This window comes from Pseudomonas sp. PS02288 (assembly GCF_029959715.1).
Taxonomy (GTDB): domain Bacteria; phylum Pseudomonadota; class Gammaproteobacteria; order Pseudomonadales; family Pseudomonadaceae; genus Pseudomonas_O; species Pseudomonas_O kuykendallii.
On the sequence record NZ_JASCPA010000044.1, the window covers coordinates 1 to 16,855 of the forward strand.

At 62.1% G+C, this 16,855-nt stretch carries 21 protein-coding genes; 1 reads left to right on the forward strand and 20 read right to left on the reverse strand.

Annotated elements, in window-relative coordinates:
• Positions 1-177 precede the first annotated feature (177 nt).
• From QMX85_RS16535 to radC, 3 genes are all read right to left on the reverse strand, one after another.
• Complete coding sequence (locus tag QMX85_RS16535; RefSeq protein ID WP_031643461.1) at positions 178-2,229, reverse strand: ParB/RepB/Spo0J family partition protein; 2,052 nt, start codon at positions 2,227-2,229, stop codon at positions 178-180.
• Positions 2,230-2,789: 560 nt separating this feature from the next.
• A complete protein-coding gene (locus QMX85_RS16540; protein ID WP_031643463.1) occupies positions 2,790-3,185 on the reverse strand; it encodes a hypothetical protein in 396 nt (131 codons plus the stop codon).
• Between the two features lie 274 nt (positions 3,186-3,459).
• A complete protein-coding gene (radC, locus tag QMX85_RS16545; RefSeq protein ID WP_031643464.1) occupies positions 3,460-3,966 on the reverse strand; it encodes a DNA repair protein RadC in 507 nt (168 codons plus the stop codon).
• Positions 3,967-4,432: 466 nt separating this feature from the next.
• Here radC and QMX85_RS16550 point away from each other — a divergent pair, with 466 nt between their 5' ends.
• On the forward strand, positions 4,433-5,131 hold the full coding sequence (locus QMX85_RS16550; protein WP_031643465.1) for a helix-turn-helix transcriptional regulator: 699 nt from the start codon (positions 4,433-4,435) through the stop codon (positions 5,129-5,131).
• A 12-nt stretch (positions 5,132-5,143) separates the two neighbouring features.
• Here QMX85_RS16550 and QMX85_RS16555 read toward each other — a convergent pair whose 3' ends face one another.
• The 17 genes from QMX85_RS16555 to rpsN all read right to left on the reverse strand — a co-directional run bounded on the left by QMX85_RS16555 (position 5,144) and on the right by rpsN (position 16,852).
• Complete coding sequence (locus QMX85_RS16555; protein WP_031643467.1) at positions 5,144-6,298, reverse strand: PDDEXK nuclease domain-containing protein; 1,155 nt, start codon at positions 6,296-6,298, stop codon at positions 5,144-5,146.
• A complete protein-coding gene (locus QMX85_RS16560) occupies positions 6,295-7,494 on the reverse strand; it encodes a site-specific integrase (protein ID WP_031643469.1) in 1,200 nt (399 codons plus the stop codon). Before QMX85_RS16560 ends, QMX85_RS16555 begins: the two co-directional genes overlap by 4 nt.
• 228 nt (positions 7,495-7,722) lie before the next feature.
• Complete coding sequence (locus QMX85_RS16565; protein WP_282342635.1) at positions 7,723-9,180, reverse strand: catalase; 1,458 nt, start codon at positions 9,178-9,180, stop codon at positions 7,723-7,725.
• A gap of 238 nt (positions 9,181-9,418) precedes the next feature.
• Positions 9,419-9,805 carry a 50S ribosomal protein L17 gene (gene rplQ, locus QMX85_RS16570; RefSeq protein ID WP_090225270.1) on the reverse strand — a complete coding sequence of 129 codons (387 nt, stop codon included), beginning with the start codon at positions 9,803-9,805 and terminating at the stop codon, positions 9,419-9,421.
• A gap of 45 nt (positions 9,806-9,850) precedes the next feature.
• Complete coding sequence (rpoA, locus tag QMX85_RS16575; RefSeq protein WP_282342639.1) at positions 9,851-10,852, reverse strand: DNA-directed RNA polymerase subunit alpha; 1,002 nt, start codon at positions 10,850-10,852, stop codon at positions 9,851-9,853.
• Between the two features lie 22 nt (positions 10,853-10,874).
• Entirely contained in the window at positions 10,875-11,495 is a 621-nt protein-coding gene (rpsD, locus tag QMX85_RS16580; protein ID WP_090225267.1) for a 30S ribosomal protein S4, read from the reverse strand.
• Between the two features lie 16 nt (positions 11,496-11,511).
• Entirely contained in the window at positions 11,512-11,901 is a 390-nt protein-coding gene (gene rpsK / locus QMX85_RS16585) for a 30S ribosomal protein S11 (protein WP_002555466.1), read from the reverse strand.
• 30 nt (positions 11,902-11,931) lie between these two features.
• On the reverse strand, positions 11,932-12,288 hold the full coding sequence (rpsM, locus tag QMX85_RS16590) for a 30S ribosomal protein S13 (RefSeq protein WP_090225265.1): 357 nt from the start codon (positions 12,286-12,288) through the stop codon (positions 11,932-11,934).
• A gap of 130 nt (positions 12,289-12,418) precedes the next feature.
• Positions 12,419-12,535: a 50S ribosomal protein L36 gene (gene rpmJ, locus QMX85_RS16595; protein WP_003281814.1), complete on the reverse strand. Its 117-nt coding sequence runs from the start codon at positions 12,533-12,535 to the stop codon at positions 12,419-12,421.
• A gap of 28 nt (positions 12,536-12,563) precedes the next feature.
• Positions 12,564-13,892, reverse strand: coding sequence for a preprotein translocase subunit SecY (secY, locus tag QMX85_RS16600; RefSeq protein ID WP_090225263.1), 1,329 nt, complete (start codon positions 13,890-13,892; stop codon positions 12,564-12,566).
• Positions 13,893-14,327, reverse strand: a complete 435-nt coding sequence (gene rplO, locus QMX85_RS16605) for a 50S ribosomal protein L15 (RefSeq protein WP_273230250.1) — start codon at positions 14,325-14,327, stop codon at positions 13,893-13,895. It abuts the gene before it with no gap.
• A gap of 3 nt (positions 14,328-14,330) precedes the next feature.
• Positions 14,331-14,507 (reverse strand): 50S ribosomal protein L30, encoded by a 177-nt coding sequence (gene rpmD, locus QMX85_RS16610; protein ID WP_003186033.1) that lies wholly within the window; start codon positions 14,505-14,507, stop codon positions 14,331-14,333.
• Between the two features lie 2 nt (positions 14,508-14,509).
• The gene (gene rpsE, locus QMX85_RS16615) at positions 14,510-15,037 is read right to left on the reverse strand and encodes a 30S ribosomal protein S5 (protein WP_090225260.1); all 528 of its coding nucleotides are present in this window, start codon (positions 15,035-15,037) and stop codon (positions 14,510-14,512) included.
• Between the two features lie 3 nt (positions 15,038-15,040).
• Positions 15,041-15,391, reverse strand: coding sequence for a 50S ribosomal protein L18 (gene rplR / locus QMX85_RS16620; RefSeq protein WP_090225259.1), 351 nt, complete (start codon positions 15,389-15,391; stop codon positions 15,041-15,043).
• A 10-nt stretch (positions 15,392-15,401) separates the two neighbouring features.
• Positions 15,402-15,935, reverse strand: coding sequence for a 50S ribosomal protein L6 (gene rplF / locus QMX85_RS16625; RefSeq protein WP_090225257.1), 534 nt, complete (start codon positions 15,933-15,935; stop codon positions 15,402-15,404).
• Between the two features lie 13 nt (positions 15,936-15,948).
• Positions 15,949-16,341, reverse strand: coding sequence for a 30S ribosomal protein S8 (gene rpsH / locus QMX85_RS16630; RefSeq protein WP_090225255.1), 393 nt, complete (start codon positions 16,339-16,341; stop codon positions 15,949-15,951).
• Positions 16,342-16,546: 205 nt separating this feature from the next.
• Positions 16,547-16,852 carry a 30S ribosomal protein S14 gene (rpsN, locus tag QMX85_RS16635; protein WP_090225251.1) on the reverse strand — a complete coding sequence of 102 codons (306 nt, stop codon included), beginning with the start codon at positions 16,850-16,852 and terminating at the stop codon, positions 16,547-16,549.
• Positions 16,853-16,855 lie beyond the last annotated feature (3 nt).

Consider the following 16,855-nt stretch of genomic DNA (forward strand, 5'->3'; position numbering starts at 1 on the left):
CCCCCCCCCCGGGCGGGGGCCCCCCGCCCCCCCCCCCCCGCCCCCCCGGCGGCGGCGTGGCGGTTTTGCTTTTGGCCGTTGAAACCGGGCGCGGCGGGCACGCCGTGCCCGGTTTTTGCCACCACGGCAAAAGGCCCCGGCGCGGCCTGCGCCGGGGCCATGTTTCGCATGGCTACCTCATGCCGCCAGCGTTTCCGCTTCTACCACTTCCTCCGTTTCGGCGTCGGCCTCTGCGTCAGCTTCCTGCGCTTCTTCCTGCGCACCTGCCTGCACCGCCTCGTCCTCGGCCTTGAACACGGCGGGCATCCAGCCGGTGCCATCGGCCAGCCGTTCGGCCTCGCTGGCAATGTCGGCCTTCTTGAGCTTCGCCAGCCGGGTGACGTGCAACGGTGCGAACTGCTGCACGGCATCCAGAATCGCGGCCTTGGGGATGTGGTTGAAGTAGCCTTCGGCGCTCGGCTGCCACCATGCGGCCATGTCCAGCCCGACCGCTCGCGCCAGTTCCGCGCCGGGCTGGTGCGACGTGGCGCGGGGCGTTACCACGTCCACGCTGGCGGCCACGCACACGGCCAGCAATCGCACCAGCTCGCCTTGCTCCATCGCCAGCAGCGCGGCGAACAGTTCGGCGCTGTCCTGCGGCAGCCGTTCGCCCCATGCCTGTTGCAGTTCGCGCAGGGCGACGGCGGCGGACGACTCCGGCCAGTCGGGGGCCATGCCTTCCAGCCGGTCTTGCACTTTCAGGCTCACGCCCAGCGGCAGGTCGTGGCCGTAGTGGCTGTCCTGCAAGACGGTTTGCACCATGCCATGCACCAGCGCGGCCAGCGCCATCTGCGGATGCCGGGCGACTTCGATTTGCAGCGCGGCGGTACGGTGCGCGCTCAGGCGCTGCGCCAGCCGGTCGGACAGGTTGGCGGCCTTGGGTGGCTCGGCATCCTCGCCTTCGTCGTCGTGTTCGCCTTCCGCGCCGGTGAAGCCTTGGCGCAGCTTTTCCAGCGTGCGCAGCGCCTTGGCCTCGGCCTCGCGCAGCAGGCCGCGATGAATCACGGCCGCGCCGTCGCGGTCGATGGTGACGATGGCACCGGCTACCGCGAGCACGTCCGGGGCGTAGCGCAGCAAACCGGCCTGCACGGTGTCCAGTTCGTCCGCCAACCGTTCGCGCTGTTCGTGCAGGGCTTCGGCCTTGTCCTCGGCCTCGGCCTCGTAGGCGTCTTCCAGCGCGGCGTCGGCCTTGTCGATGCGCGCTTGCAGCGAGGCGATGCGCTTGGCCTCGCGGGCGTTCGGCTCGCGCCGCTGGCGCGGGGCGTTCTGGAATGCCTGCCGGTCGGCGTGGCTCAGGTGCGGCACGGCCTCCACCCATGCCCAACCCTCGGCGCGCACGTCCCCGGCCTGCGCGTCCAGCTTGTCGCGCACCAGCCGTTCCAGCAGCGCGGCGTCGTTCAGGTAGATGCCGCTGTCGTCCTCGGCAAACAGATCGCGGCGGGTGCTGCCGCCCGCCGCCGTGTAGGCGTCCAGCCCGACGAAGCGGGCCAGCGGGTGCTGTGCGTCGATTTCGCGTTCGGTCAAGTGCTCGCGCAGCGCGGACGGGCTGCGCTGCCACTGCGGCGCGCCGTAGAACGCGGCTTCCTGCGCGGCGTGGTCGTCGGTGATGGCAAGGGCCATCAACTGTTCCAGCGTGACGGCACCGGCGCGGTAGTCGGTCATCAGGCGCGGCGAGACGTTGGCGAGTTTCAGGCGGCGCTGCACCACCAGCGGGGTGACGCTGAAATCGGCGGCAATGTCCTCAATGGGGCGGCCTTCGGCGACCAGCGCTGCGAACGCCTCGAACTGGTCGGCGGGATGCATGGCCTCGCGCTGCACGTTCTCGGTGAGGCTCGCGGTGCGGGCGCTGCCGTCCGCCACCAGCAGGCACGGCACGTTCCAGTCCTTGGCGATGCGCTTCTTCTTCGCCAGCAGCTTCAAGGCGGCCAGCCTGCGACCTCCGGCGACGACTTCGTAATGCTCGCCATCGGCGGCGAGGATGACGACAAGGTTTTGCAGCAAGCCGACGCGCGCGACGCTGGCGGCCAGTTCGGGGATGGACATGCGCGGGGTCTTGCGCACGTTGCGCTTGGACTGGCGCGGCAGCAACTGCGACAGCGGGACAAGAATCAGATTCTTGGCCGGGTCGGCCACTTCCAGCGCGCTGGCGGTGTGGATGGCGAGGGTTTCGGTTTGGGTAATCGCGTTCATGGTGTTACTCCTGACATAAGGGTTTGCTGTTGAAACCGCACACCGGATTCCTAGATTCGGAGCCCGCCTTTCGGCTTTCCGGTGGGGTCGGCGCGGAGACCTGGGCCGGCCTCGTTGCCACCGTCTTTCCTGAGTTCATCGCCCGCGACGAAAGGGAGTCCGTGGCCGGGGGCAGTCAAGGAAGCGAGCGCCGGGTTGGTGCGGCCCGCAGCGCAGCGAGGACACGGCCCGGCGCGCCTTGACGGCACACGGGCGCGGGCTACAGTCGCGGATGAGGTGATGAGCGAGGGAAGACGGCGCTTGTGGCAACGGCCGCAGATGGCGCCGCCCCTACGCAAGCGAAGCGCGCAGCGCCGCAGGCGCGAAGGCCGATCAGGTGCAACCTGTTCGGCGGCTGTCAGGGGCGCCAAGCAACGCGCGGCGGGGATCGGCTGCAAGCCGTTCCCCTGGAGTGCAAGCGCAGCGCGCAGGCCCGCAGGGCCGAAGGATTCGACACCAGGCGCAGCAGAAAAAAAGGTGCGCCGCCCAGCAGCGCGACGCACCGGATGTTGGCCGTGCGATCAGCTCGCCGCCGGCGACACCATCGCCTGCAACTGTTCGATCACGCCGGGTTCGACGAATACGCACGGCTGCTCAGCCGTGATCGGCACGTTGAACAGCTCGGTGAACACCTTGCGCTTCAGGTGCGCCAGCCGGCCCGTCCGGTAAGCCTGCTCCGGCTTCACGCAACCGCCGCCCGCCGGCGAACCGCTGCGCTCGGGATCGCATTCGACCAGGGCGACAAAGCCGTCATCGGACAGCTTCTGGTGTTCGGCGCACAGGTCCCAGCCTGTCGTCGTGTAGCGCTCCATGCTCGCGCGCAAGCGCTTGTCGAGCAGGATGCTGCCGGTGTCGTAAGCGGTGCCGCAGACCAGGCAGACGCGGCGTTCCATGGAAACATGCGATTTGTCGTTCATGATGACGATCTCCGGTTACTCGGGCGGAATTGCCCGGAACCGTCGCCAGCACGGCGCAGCGCAAGCAGTCAGGGGTCGCAGACGGCCGCCAGGACGCCAGCGCGCAAGGCGCGCGCCGCCCTTGACGGCGAGAACGCCGTGATACGGTGAAGGGAACAGCAAGACCGCCTTCCCACCTCCAACGAAGGCACGGACAGGCAAGCGCAGCGCGCAGGCCCGCAAGGGCCGGAGGGTTCGTCACAAGGCGCAGCAAAAAGGGGCCGAAGCCCCTCGATCACAGCAGACCCTGTTCGGCGAAGGACACCGTGCCCTCGCTGCCGACGACGATGTGATCCAGCGTGCGAATCTCCACGATGGCCAGCGCCTCCCTGAGCCGCTGGGTCAGTACCTTGTCGGCATGGCTCGGCTCGGGGTTACCGCTGGGGTGGTTGTGCGAGAAGACCGCCGCCGCCGCATTGACCCGCAGCGCCGCCTTAACAACTTCGCGCGGGTACACCGACGCACTGTCGATGGTGCCGCGAAACAGCTCGATGTACTCGATCAGCCGATGCTTGGTGTCGAGGAACAGCGCCGCGAAGACTTCATGCTCGAAGCCGGCCAGCTTGGTGCGCAGGTAGTCCTTGACCAGCTCCGGCGACGTGAACAGCGCACCGCGCGGGATCTTCTGGTCGATGACCTGGCGGGCCGCCTCCAGAATCTGGTCAGCGGTGGCCTGCATGTAGCGCCCCTGGTCGTCACGCACCAGCAGCGAGGAATCGAAAGCGATAGAGAGTTGCGACATGATCGTGCTCCGGTTGCTCGGGCGGAATTGCCCGGAACCGGCGCCAGCACGGCGCAGCGCAAGCTGTCACAGGGTCGAAGACGGCCACGTCCGCCAGCGTGCAAAGCACGCGCAGCCCTTGACGGCGAGAACGCCGTGATACGGTGAAGGGAACAGCAAGACCGCCCACCCCCGCCCACTGCACACACCCGGCTTTCGGCAAGCGGAGCGCGCAGGCCCTCAAGGGCCGAAGGCGTCAGGGATCAAAGCCGGATGGCCGCGATTCGGCACGAAGCGCGGGGCGCAGCCCGCGAGCCCGACGGCGGTACGCCGGGACGCACGGATTCATCCCCTGAATATCCTTGTGGAGTGAACCCCATGCGGCATTTATAGTTGTCTGTCGGCCGACTGTCGTGTTGCTGTCGTGTTGTCCTTGTCCCTGGCTCCCCATACTTCGTCACGTCTGCTGAAAACGATGGAGCCACCCATGAACGCTACAGAACATGCCCAACAACCCCGCCTGCTGACGCCCGCTGAACTGGCCGCTTTCATCAAGCTGTTCCGCGAAATGCGCCAGTGGTCGCAGGAGCAGTTGTCCGCGATTTCCGGCCTCAACGTGCGAACGATCCAGCGAGTCGAACAAGGTTTGTCCGCGAGCCTCGATACCCGCCGTGCTCTTGCCCGAGCCTTCGATTTCGAAGACATAGACGCGCTCAACAAGCCGTTCGCCATTCCGTCCGAGGAAGAAGCCAAGGCGGCAAAGGAAAAGTTCGACCGGGAGCACGTCACCCTGACAGCAATTCCGCTGACCACGGGCAAGCAGTTGGCCAAGCTGGCGGAAACCTGCTCGATGGACTTGTCGGAACCGGCTTTCGAGCTGACCCGCGAGGCAGACGAAACATTCGCCATGCTGGTGGACTACCTCCGGGACTACCGGGATTGCGCCGATGCCTACAGCGAAACGCAGAAGTTCGATGTGTACGACGAAATGCAGTCCCACATCGACGCACTCAAAGCGCTTGGGGTCTCGCTGCGCTACGCCACGCGCAAGGTGCAGGTGACGTGGGGCTCAGATGCAGCGGGCACCAAGCCGATGCCCGTCACGGTGCTGTACGTAGTCGGCTTCCCGCTCGGCGAAGAACCTGAGCAATTCGCAACGCCGAAGTCCGGCGGTATCCGTCTGTAAGAACGCTCACGCTCAAGGACGAGTCGTGCCGCGAAGCTCCAGTATGAGCCGCGTGCGCTCAAGCTCTTGTTGCAGCAACTCGGCATTCGGCAGCACGGTTCGGTAGTTGGCCGCCATGACCTTGGTGGGCAACCCCTCCAGGGCGTACCGCGCCAGCGCGTGGCCCTTGTCGGCGCAGAGGATCAGGCCCACGGGCGGATTCTCGTCGGGGTACGCCCAGTGCTCCTTGGCATAGTTGCAGTACATGTGCATCTGGCCCACGTCCGCGTGGGTCAGGCTGCCCAGCTTCAAGTCGATGATGACCAGGCAGCGCAGCTTGCGATGGAAGAACAGCAGGTCCACCCGATACCAGGTCTGGTCGATGCGCAGCCGGCGCTGCCGCCCCACGAAGGTGAACCCTTCGCCCAGCTCCAGCAGAAAATCCTCCAGCCGCCGGATCAAGGCTTGTTCAAGATCGGATTCCGAATACTCGTCCTTGAGGTCCAGAAACTCCAGCACATAGGGGTCTTTGATCGCGTCGTCGGGCGTGACCGCATCCGCTGGCTTGGGCACCGCGCCCTTGGCCAGCATCGCCGCCTTGTCCTTGGACAGCGCGGTGCGCTCGTAGAACTGGCTGCCGATCTGCCGGTCGAGCTGGCGCACGCTCCACCCGCCGCGCAGGGCCTCGGCTTCGTAGAAGCGGCGGGCGTGATCGTCCTTGACCGACAGCAGCCGGACGTAGGCCGACCACGGCAGCGTGAACACCTGCGCCAGTTCGGAGAGGGCTAATTTCCGAGACACTGCCTCGGATTTCGCCGCAGCCAGCTCGTTGCCAGATTTCCGAGACAGTGTCTCGGAAATTGCAGACCAGGGGTACGCGAGGAAGAACCGGCGCATGTTCTCCAGATTGTCCGCGCTGAACCCACGCCCGAAGCGCGTGGTCAGGTCGGCGGACAGCCGGGCAATCAACCGCTCGCCGTAGCCCGCGCGCCGCTTGCCCTGTTGCTCGGCCTCCACGATGCGGCGGCCGATTTCCCAGTAGCTGGCCGTCATCAGCGCATTGACACTGCGGGCCGCCGCCTGGCGTGCAGCGTCGAGCAATTCGACGATACCGCCGTGGATGCCGGCATAGCCGGCCGGCAAGGCGGCGGGGCTTTTCCCCGCCGCCGGAAGCGTCTTCTTGCTCATGCCGCTGCCTCCTCGGCACGTCGCGCCCCGGTGATGGTCTTGCGCCGGTTCGCCACCAGTTCGGCCGCCTGGCGCACCGGGTCATCCTCGGTGTGGACGTAGCGCATGAACATCGCCACGGTCTTGTGCGCGGTGAGCGCCATGCCGACCTTGACCGGGATACCGGAGTTGGCGATGTCGGTGGCCGAGCGGTGGCGAATGCCATGCGTCCCCACATGCGTCGCACCCGCCGCCTTGAGGACGCGGCTCCAGCCGTTGTAATACTCGCCCGTGGTCAGGTGCTGCCCTGGATGGCTCGGTGACGGCAGGACGTGGGAGCAGCCTTCCTGTCGCGGTGCTGTCGAAAGCAGCCGGTGGGCTTCCTCGCTCAAGGGCTTCGACATGCCGCCGGTCTTACTGTCAGGCCAGACCACCCGCCGGTTCTCCAGATCGACCCAATCCCATTGCAGGCCGACGATTTCGGAGCGGCGGCCGGCGAACTCGAACTGCAAGCGGATCGCCAGGGGAATGACGTAGTTCTCCAGTCCCTCCGCCTCCAGCTTGTCGAGTTGGCGGAAGATTCGCCCCATGTCCTCGTCGCTGATGAGGTGAGTGGCTTTGCCGTTGGGATACATCGGGACATGGCGGCATGGGTTCGTGCCGTCGGAACGGTAGCCCCACACTTCGGCCAGGTTGAACATCCGGCGCATGACGCCGAACGTGCGGTTCGCGTCGGCTGGCTTGTGGGCCATCTTCTTCATCATCCCGGCGATGTCCGGGCGCTTCACGTCACGGACTTTCAGTCGGCCGATCATCGGGATGATGTTGCGGTCGATGACGCTCTGGTAGCCTTTCTGCGTGCTGGGCTTGTTGCGCTGTTTGGAGTAGTCCTCCATGAACTTCACGCACAGCTCCTTGACCGTCGGCGCCTTGCGCGCTTCGGCCTTGTCCGCTGCCGGATCGCCGCCCCGGCGTACCTGAGCCAGCCATTCCTGCGCCAGCGAGCGAGCCTGCTCGACGGTCAGTTCGCCGTACTGGCCCAGCGCGGGCTTGCGGCGCTCACCGGCGTTCGTCCGATACTGGAGCATGAAGACCTTGCGACCGGCTGGTGTAATCTTGCACAGGAAGCCGGGAACGAGGGTGTCGCGCAGCTCAATGGGCTGCGCCTGGGGTTGTGCCGCATCGACTGCGGACTTGGTGAGTTTGATCTTGGCCATAGCTGACTCCTTTGGAAGACCCGTTTCCAGGAGCCTCTTGGGAGCCAAGCGGACGGAAGCCGGGTCAAGTTTCGGAAAGCACCGGCATAGGATGAACTCACGTAAGTTCTTGATAAACCTGCCACAAGGGGCTGTGGCGTAGTCCAGCGAAGTTCGGTGCTGGAGTCATGCTGAAATAAAAAAAGCCGCCTGCATCGCTGCAGGCGGCCTCTGGAACCGAGCGCGGGATCATATCACCTGGTTGAGATCGACACCGAGCCCGGCCGCCACGCCTGCCCCGTAAGCGGGATCGGCCCGCAGGAAGTGCGCGATCTGGCGTAGCTGCACCTCGCGGCTGACCGAGCCCATGGCGCCTACGATGTTGCCGATCAACAGCGCTTTCTGCTCGGCATCCATCAGACGGAACAGATCGCCAGCCTGACTGAAGTAATCGTCATCAGTGCGGTGATCGTAACGGTCGGCCGCGCCGGAGAGCGCCAGCGCCGGCTCGCGATACTCGGGAGCCTGCTTGGGCGCCTGGCTGTAGCTGTTGGGCTCGTAGTTGGGCCGCGCGCCGCCATTGCCATCGAAACGCATGGCGCCATCGCGCTGGTAGTTGCTGTAGCCGCTCAAAGGCGCGTTCACTGGCAACTGCTGATAGTTGGTGCCCACCCGGTGACGCTGCGCATCGGCATAGGCGAACACGCGCCCTTGTAACATCCGATCGGGCGACAATCCGACGCCAGGCACCACATTGCTCGGAGCGAGGGCGACCTGCTCGACCTCGGCAAAGTAGTTCGCCGGGTTGCGGTTGAGCTCCAACTCGCCCACCTCGATCAGTGGAAACTCCTTTTGCGACCACACCTTGGTCACGTCGAACGGATTCACCGCCCGAGTAGCCGCCTGCTCCTCGCTCATGACCTGCATGCATACCCGCCATTTTGGGAATTCGCCACGCTCGATGGCCTCGAACAGATCGCGCTGGGCGTAATCGGGATCACTACCCGCCAGGCGCGTGGCCTCGCTCGGATGGAGGTTCTTGATGCCCTGCCGGGACTTGTAGTGCCACTTCACCCAGTGACGCTGCCCCTCGGCGTTGATCAGGCTGAAGGTATGGCTGCCGAAACCGTGCATGAAGCGATAGCCGTCCGGAATCCCCCGATCGGAGAACAGGATGGTGACCTGATGCAGCGACTCCGGCGACAGCGACCAGAAATCCCACATCGCCTGGGGGCTCTTAAGGTTGCTCTGCGCCAGACGTTTCTGGGTATGGATGAAGTCGGGAAATTTCAGTGGGTCGCGAATGAAGAACACCGGGGTATTGTTGCCGACCACGTCCCAGTTACCCTCTTCGGTATAGAAGCGCAGCGCGAAACCGCGCGGATCTCGCTCGGTGTCGGCAGAGCCGCGCTCACCACCGACGGTGGAGAAGCGAAGGAACACTGGAGTCTGCTTACCGACGGAATCGAACAGCCTGGCGCTGCTGTAGCGGCTGATATCCTGCGTCACCTTGAAGGTGCCGTAGGCCGCCGAGCCCTTGGCGTGAACGCGGCGCTCGGGGATCACCTCGCGATTGAAGTGGGCGAGCTTTTCGACCAGATGGAAGTCGTCCAGCAGCAGCGGGCCACGCGGACCTGCAGAGCGCGAATTCTGGTTGTCGGCGACCGGCACGCCACCGGCGGTGGTCAGAATGGTCTTCTGGGTCATGCTCATCTCCATGTCTAAAGCGTCTTAGAGGCCGCAACTCGGCTTGGAGAGAAGTATGAAACGAGGCGCTGCCGGGCTCAAATTCATTGACTGACTGAAGCCAATAGACTCAGACAATGATGACGGCAGCGGCCTAGAAGCGTTTCTGCGCACAAAAGAAAACGCCCCGACAAGTCGGGGCGTTTTCCTGAACTCCGCGAACCGCTACTGCGGCTCGCCGAGTCGATCCTGCTACTGCTTACTCGGCAGCTACGGCTTCACCGGCGGACTGACGATCCACCAGCTCGACATAGGCCATCGGAGCGTTGTCCCCGGCGCGGAAGCCGCACTTGAGGATGCGCAGGTAGCCACCTTGACGGTTGGCGTAGCGCTTGCCCAGATCGTTGAACAGTTTACCGACGATGGCTTTCGAACGAGTACGGTCGAAGGCCAGGCGGCGGTTTGCCACGCTGTCTTCCTTGGCCAGGGTGATCAGCGGCTCGGCAACGCGACGCAGCTCCTTGGCTTTCGGCAGGGTGGTTTTGATCAGTTCGTGCTCGAACAGCGACACCGCCATGTTCTGGAACATGGCCTTGCGGTGGGCGCTGGTGCGGCTCAGGTGACGGCCACTTTTACGATGACGCATGATTGAAATTCCTTACCAAACTTTCGGTTCGGTGATTACGGACGATCAGGCAGTAGCCTTGTCGTCCTTCTTCAGACTTGCCGGCGGCCAGTTATCGAGGCGCATACCGAGGGACAGACCGCGGGAAGCCAGAACGTCCTTGATCTCGGTCAGGGACTTCTTGCCAAGGTTCGGAGTTTTCAACAGCTCGACTTCGGTGCGCTGGATCAGATCACCGATGTAGTAGATGTTCTCCGCCTTGAGGCAGTTGGCCGAACGCACGGTCAGCTCCAGGTCGTCGACCGGGCGCAGCAGGATCGGATCGATCTCGTCTTCCTGCTCCACAACAACAGGCTCGCTGTCACCCTTGAGGTCCACGAACGCGGCCAGCTGCTGCTGCAGGATGGTCGCGGCACGACGGATGGCCTCTTCAGGGTCCAGGGTACCGTTGGTTTCCAGATCGATGACGAGCTTGTCCAGGTTGGTACGCTGCTCGACGCGAGCGTTTTCGACAACGTAGGCAACACGGCGAACCGGGCTGAACGAAGAGTCGAGCTGCAAGCGACCAATGCTGCGGCTTTCATCTTCATCGCTCTGGCGCGAGTCGGCGGGCTCATAGCCGCGACCACGAGCGATTTTCAGCTTCATGTTCAGTGCGCCATTGGACGCCAGGTTGGCGATCACATGGTCGCCATTGACGATCTCGACATCGTGATCCAGCTGAATATCGGAAGCAGTGACCGCGCCCGAACCCTTCTTGCTCAGGTTCAGCGTGACTTCGTCACGGCCGTGCAGCTTGATCGCGAGGCCTTTCAGGTTGAGCAGGATCTCAATTACGTCTTCCTGCACACCTTCGATGGCACTGTACTCATGGAGTACGCCATCGATCTCGGCCTCGACGACTGCACAGCCGGGCATGGAGGACAACAGGATGCGACGCAGCGCGTTGCCCAGGGTATGGCCGAAACCGCGCTCGAGAGGCTCGAGCGTGATCTTGGCGCGGGTCGAACTGACCACCTGCACATCGATATGGCGGGGGGTCAGGAACTCATTTACCGAACTCTGCATGGATACACCTATTTTCTAGCCCTTACTTGGAGTAGAGCTCGACAATCAGGTTTTCGTTGATGTCGGCGGACAGATCACTACGAGCCGGCACATTCTTGAATACGCCAGTCTTTTTCTCGGTGTCCACTTCGACCCACTCGACGCGACCGCGCTGAGCGCACAGATCGAGCGCTTGAACGATACGCAGCTGATTCTTCGACTTCTCGCGAACGGCTACCACGTCACCCGGGCGAACCTGGAAGGACGGGATGTTTACCGTTTTACCGTTGATGCTGATCGCTTTGTGCGAAACCAACTGGCGGGATTCGGAACGGGTGGAACCGAAGCCCATGCGATAGACGACGTTGTCCAGACGGCACTCGAGCAGTTGCAGGAGGTTCTCACCGGTAGCGCCTTTACGACCGGCAGCTTCCTTGTAGTAACCGCTGAACTGACGCTCAAGTACACCGTAGATACGACGAACTTTCTGCTTCTCGCGCAGCTGGGTACCGTAGTCGGACAGACGACCACGGCGCTGGCCGTGAACGCCCGGCGGTTGCTCGATATTGCATTTCGATTCAAGCGCGCGCGCACCACTCTTCAGGAAGAGATCAGTGCCTTCGCGACGGGACAGTTTGCATTTGGGACCAATGTAACGAGCCATTTCTCACTGTCTCCTATTACACGCGACGCTTCTTCGGCGGACGGCATCCGTTATGCGGGATGGGCGTCACGTCGGTGATGCTGGCGATTTTGTAACCGCAGCCATTGAGTGCGCGCACAGCGGACTCACGACCAGGGCCAGGGCCTTTGACGTTGACGTCAAGGTTTTTCAGACCGTATTCCAGAGCAGCTTGACCTGCGCGTTCTGCTGCCACCTGGGCGGCGAACGGAGTGCTCTTACGCGAGCCACGGAAACCCGAGCCCCCGGAAGTAGCCCAGGACAACGCGTTGCCCTGACGGTCAGTGATGGTAACGATGGTGTTGTTGAAAGACGCGTGGATGTGGGCGATCCCATCAACCACTGTCTTTTTGACTTTTTTACGAGGACGAGCAGCTGGCTTAGCCATGACTTAATTCCTGTCGATTCGCGGGCGCAATTACTTGCGGATCGGCTTACGCGGACCCTTGCGGGTACGGGCGTTGGTCTTGGTACGCTGACCACGAACCGGCAAGCCGCGACGGTGACGCAGGCCGCGATAGCAACCCAGGTCCATCAGACGCTTGATGTTCATGTTGATTTCGCGGCGCAGGTCACCTTCAGTGGTGAGCTTTGCAACTTCGCCACGCAGCTGTTCGATCTGCTCGTCGGACAGATCCTTGATCTTTGCCGCCGGGTTGACCCCGGTGGTGGCGCAAATGGTTTGCGCCGTGGTGCGACCAACACCGTAGATGTAGGTCAGCGAGATAACAGTATGCTTGTTATCTGGAATGTTGACGCCTGCAATACGGGCCATTCAGTGGAACTCCAATTGACAGCTACCTACGCCCCGGAAGCCAAGAAAAGGGCGCGAGATATTAGCGCTGTAATAACAAATAAGCAACCCGGCAGCGCACTAGCTGCCGGGTTATCGACGCTCAGGTCACTCAGCCTTGGCGCTGCTTGTGACGCGGCTCCGCGCTGCAGATCACGCGCACGACACCGTCGCGACGAATGATTTTGCAGTTGCGGCACAGCTTTTTCACCGATGCACGAACTTTCATCACCAACTCCTCGAACCTTACGGACGTATCAGCGGAGCATTCCGCCGCCATAGCCCTTCAGGTTGGCTTTCTTCATCAGGGATTCGTACTGGTGCGAAACGAGGTGGGATTGCACTTGGGCCATAAAGTCCATGACAACCACAACAACGATCAGCAACGAAGTCCCGCCAAGGTAGAACGGTACGTTGGCAGCCACCACCAGGAACTGGGGCAGCAGGCACACGGCCGTCATGTACAGAGCACCGAACATGGTCAAGCGGGTCAGAACGCCATCGATATAGCGCGCCGACTGCTCACCCGGACGGATACCCGGAATAAAGGCACCGGACTTCTTCAGGTTTTCCGCTACGTCTTTCGGGTTGAACATCAATGCCGTGTAGAAGAAGCAGAAGAAGATAATCCCTGCACTAAACAGCAGAATGTTCAACGGCTGACCAGGAGCGATCGCCTGCGAGATATCCTGCAACCAGCTCATGTTGCTGGACTGGCCGAACCACTGCCCCAGCGAGGCCGGGAACAGCAGGATACTGCTGGCGAAAATGGCCGGAATAACGCCCGCCATGTTTACTTTCAACGGTAAGTGGCTGGTCTGCGCAGCGAAGACCTTGCGGCCCTGCTGACGCTTCGCGTAGTGCACTGCAATACGACGCTGACCACGCTCGATGAACACCACGAAACCGATGATCGCCACCGCTAGCAAACCGACAGCCAGCAACGCGATGATATTGATATCGCCCTGCCTGGCCGACTCGAAGGACTGCCCGATCGCACGCGGCAGGCCGGCGACGATGCCAGAGAAAATCAGCATCGAGATACCGTTACCCACGCCGCGCTCGGTGATCTGCTCACCCAGCCACATCATGAACATCGCCCCCGCCACGAAGGTTGAGACAGCCACGAAGTAGAAGCCGAAATCGATCGAGAACGCCACGCCCTGACTGGCAAGACCAACGGACATGCCGATGGCCTGAACAATCGCCAGCACCAGAGCGCCATAACGGGTGTATTGGCTGATCTTGCGTCGACCAGCCTCACCTTCCTTCTTCAACTGCTCCAGCTGCGGGCTTACGGCGGTCATCAGCTGCATGATGATCGATGCCGAGATGTACGGCATGATCCCCAACGCAAAGATGCTCATCCGCTCCAGCGCGCCGCCGGAAAACATGTTGAACAAGCTAAGAATGGTCCCCTCATTCTGCCGAAACAGATCCGCCAGCCGGTCCGGATTGATACCCGGCACTGGGATGTGCGCCCCTATCCGATAGACGATGATCGCCAGGAACAGGAAGCGCAGCCGAGCCCAGAGTTCGGACAACCCGCCATTGCTGAGCGCAGAGAGAGCACCTTGCTTAGCCATTTAGTCCTCGAATTTGCCGCCAGCTGCTTCGATGGCCGCACGCGCACCTTTGGTGGCGGCGATGCCTTTCAGGGTGACAGCGCGAGTAACGTCACCGGACAGCATGATTTTCACACGCTGAACGCTTTGGTTGATCACGTTGGCATCCTTGAGCGACTGCAGAGTCACGATATCGCCTTCTACTTTGGCCAGCTCGGAGGTACGCACCTCTGCGCGATCCATGGCTTTCAGCGAAACGAAACCGAACTTCGGCAGACGGCGATGCAGCGGCTGTTGACCACCTTCAAAGCCAGGAGCGATGGTGCCACCGGAGCGGGAGGTCTGACCTTTGTGGCCACGGCCACCGGTCTTGCCCAAGCCACTACCGATACCACGGCCCGGACGATGCTTTTCGCGACGGGAACCCGGCGCCGGACTCAGATCATTGAGTTTCATCGATTAACCCTCGACGCGCAGCATGTAGTAAGCCTTGTTGATCATCCCGCGATTTTCGGGAGTATCCAGGACTTCTACAGTGTGACCGATGCGACGCAGACCCAGACCCTTAACGCACAGTTTGTGGTTGGGGATACGGCCGGTCATGCTTTTGATTAGCGTAACTTTTACGGTAGCCATGATCAGAAGATCTCCTCAACGCTCTTGCCGCGCTTGGCAGCAATGGACGAAGGGGACTGCATGGTCTTCAGACCCTTGAAAGTGGCATGAACCACGTTCACCGGGTTTGTCGAGCCATAGCACTTGGCCAAAACGTTCTGCACACCAGCCACTTCCAGCACGGCACGCATGGCGCCGCCGGCGATGATCCCGGTACCTTCAGAAGCCGGCTGCATGAACACCTTGGAGGCGCCATGTGCGGACTTGATCGCGTACTGCAGGGTGGTGCCGTTCAGATCGACTTGGATCATGTTACGACGCGCAGCTTCCATCGCTTTCTGGATAGCAGCAGGCACTTCACGGGACTTGCCACGACCGAAGCCGACACGACCCTTGCCATCACCAACGACGGTCAGAGCGGTGAAGGTGAAGATACGACCACCCTTCACGGTCTTGGCGACGCGGTTAACCTGCACCAGTTTTTCGACGTAGCCTTCGTCGCGACTGTCGTCGCGATTATCGCGATCGCGTCTTTGCTCGTTATTTGCCATAACTTAGAACTCCAGCCCGCCTTCACGAGCAGCATCAGCCAGCGCCTTGACGCGGCCGTGGTACTTGAAGCCAGAACGATCGAACGCTACCTGGGTGACGCCAGCTGCTTTCGCACGCTCGGCAACCAACAGACCGACCTTCTTGGCCGCGTCGACATTGCCGGTGGCAGCGTCACGCAGTTCTTTGTCCAAGGTCGAAGCGCTGGCCAGGACCTTGCCGCCGTCGGCCGAAAGGACCTGGGCGTAGATGTGCTGGGAAGAGCGGTACACACAAAGGCGTACGGTTTCCAGCTCGCGCATCTTCAGGCGTGCCTTGCGAGCGCGACGCAGACGAGTTTCTTTCTTTACGCTCATTTGCTATGCCCTACTTCTTCTTAGCTTCTTTACGACGGACGACTTCGTCCGAGTAACGCACGCCTTTGCCTTTGTAAGGCTCTGGCGGACGGAAGTCGCGGATCTCGGCAGCCACCTGACCGACCAGTTGCTTGTCGATACCCTTGATCAGGATATCGGTCTGGCTGGGGGTTTCTGCGGTGATGCCTTGCGGCAGCTCATAATCCACCGGGTGCGAGAAGCCGAGAGCCAGGGACAGCACTTGACCTTTGGCTTGCGCCTTGTAACCAACACCAACCAGCTGGAGCTTGCGCTCGAAGCCTTGGCTAACGCCAATTACCATGTTGTTGACCAACGCACGGGTGGTACCGGCCATGGCTTTGTTCTGCAGGTCGCCATTGCGAGCAGCGAAGCGCAGCTCACCGGATTCCTGTAGCACTTCCACGGACGGATGCACATTCAGTTCGAGAGCGCCCTTGGCACCCTTCACCGAAAGCTGCTGACCGGCGAGATTGATCTCAACTCCAGCGGGCAGCTTGACGGGGTTCTTAGCAACGCGAGACATGCTTATCCCCCCCTTAAAACACAGTGCAAAGCACTTCGCCGCCAACGCCAGCGGCGCGAGCAGCGCGATCAGTCATCACACCTTTGTTGGTGGAGACGATCGAAACGCCCAGGCCGCCACGAACTTTCGGCAGCTGGTCGACGGATTTGTACTGGCGCAGGCCAGGACGGCTGACGCGCTTCAGCTCCTCGATGACCGGACGGCCTTCGAAGTACTTCAGCTCGATAGACAGCTGCGGCTTGATATCGCTGCTGATCTGGAAACCCGTGATGTAACCCTCGCTCTTCAGAACGTTGGCTACCGCCACCTTCAGCGTGGAAGACGGCATGCTTACGACGGTCTTCTCAGCCATCTGGGCATTACGGATACGAGTTAGCATGTCCGCTAACGGGTCCTGCATACTCATGGGCTAGTTGCTCCTAATACAAGAAAAACGGCCTTACGGCTCACTAGTCACCAAGAACCGAGGGGCAATTCAAAAGCCCTGGCTCTGGCGAGCCGGCAATTCTAGAGACTGTTCATAAACGAATCAAGCCCCAAAGGGGCTTGATTCAATAAGCGATCAAATAAGCGCGGATCTGGTTAACTCCGCCTGCTCATCCGGCGCTCGATTACCAGCTGGCCTTGACCAGACCTGGTACGTCACCGCGCATGGCGGCCTGGCGCAGCATGTTACGACCGAGGCCGAACTTGCGATACACGCCATGCGGACGACCGGTCAGGCGGCAGCGGTTACGCAGGCGCGAGGCGCTGGCGTCACGGGGCTGCTTCTGCAAGGCGACCTGGGCTTCCCAGCGCGCTTCCGGACTGGTGTTCGGATTGGCGATGGTAGCTTTCAGCTCGGCACGCTTCTTGGCGTACTTGGCTACCGTTTGCTGACGCTTCAGCTCACGGTTTTTCATGCTCTGTTTGGCCATTTC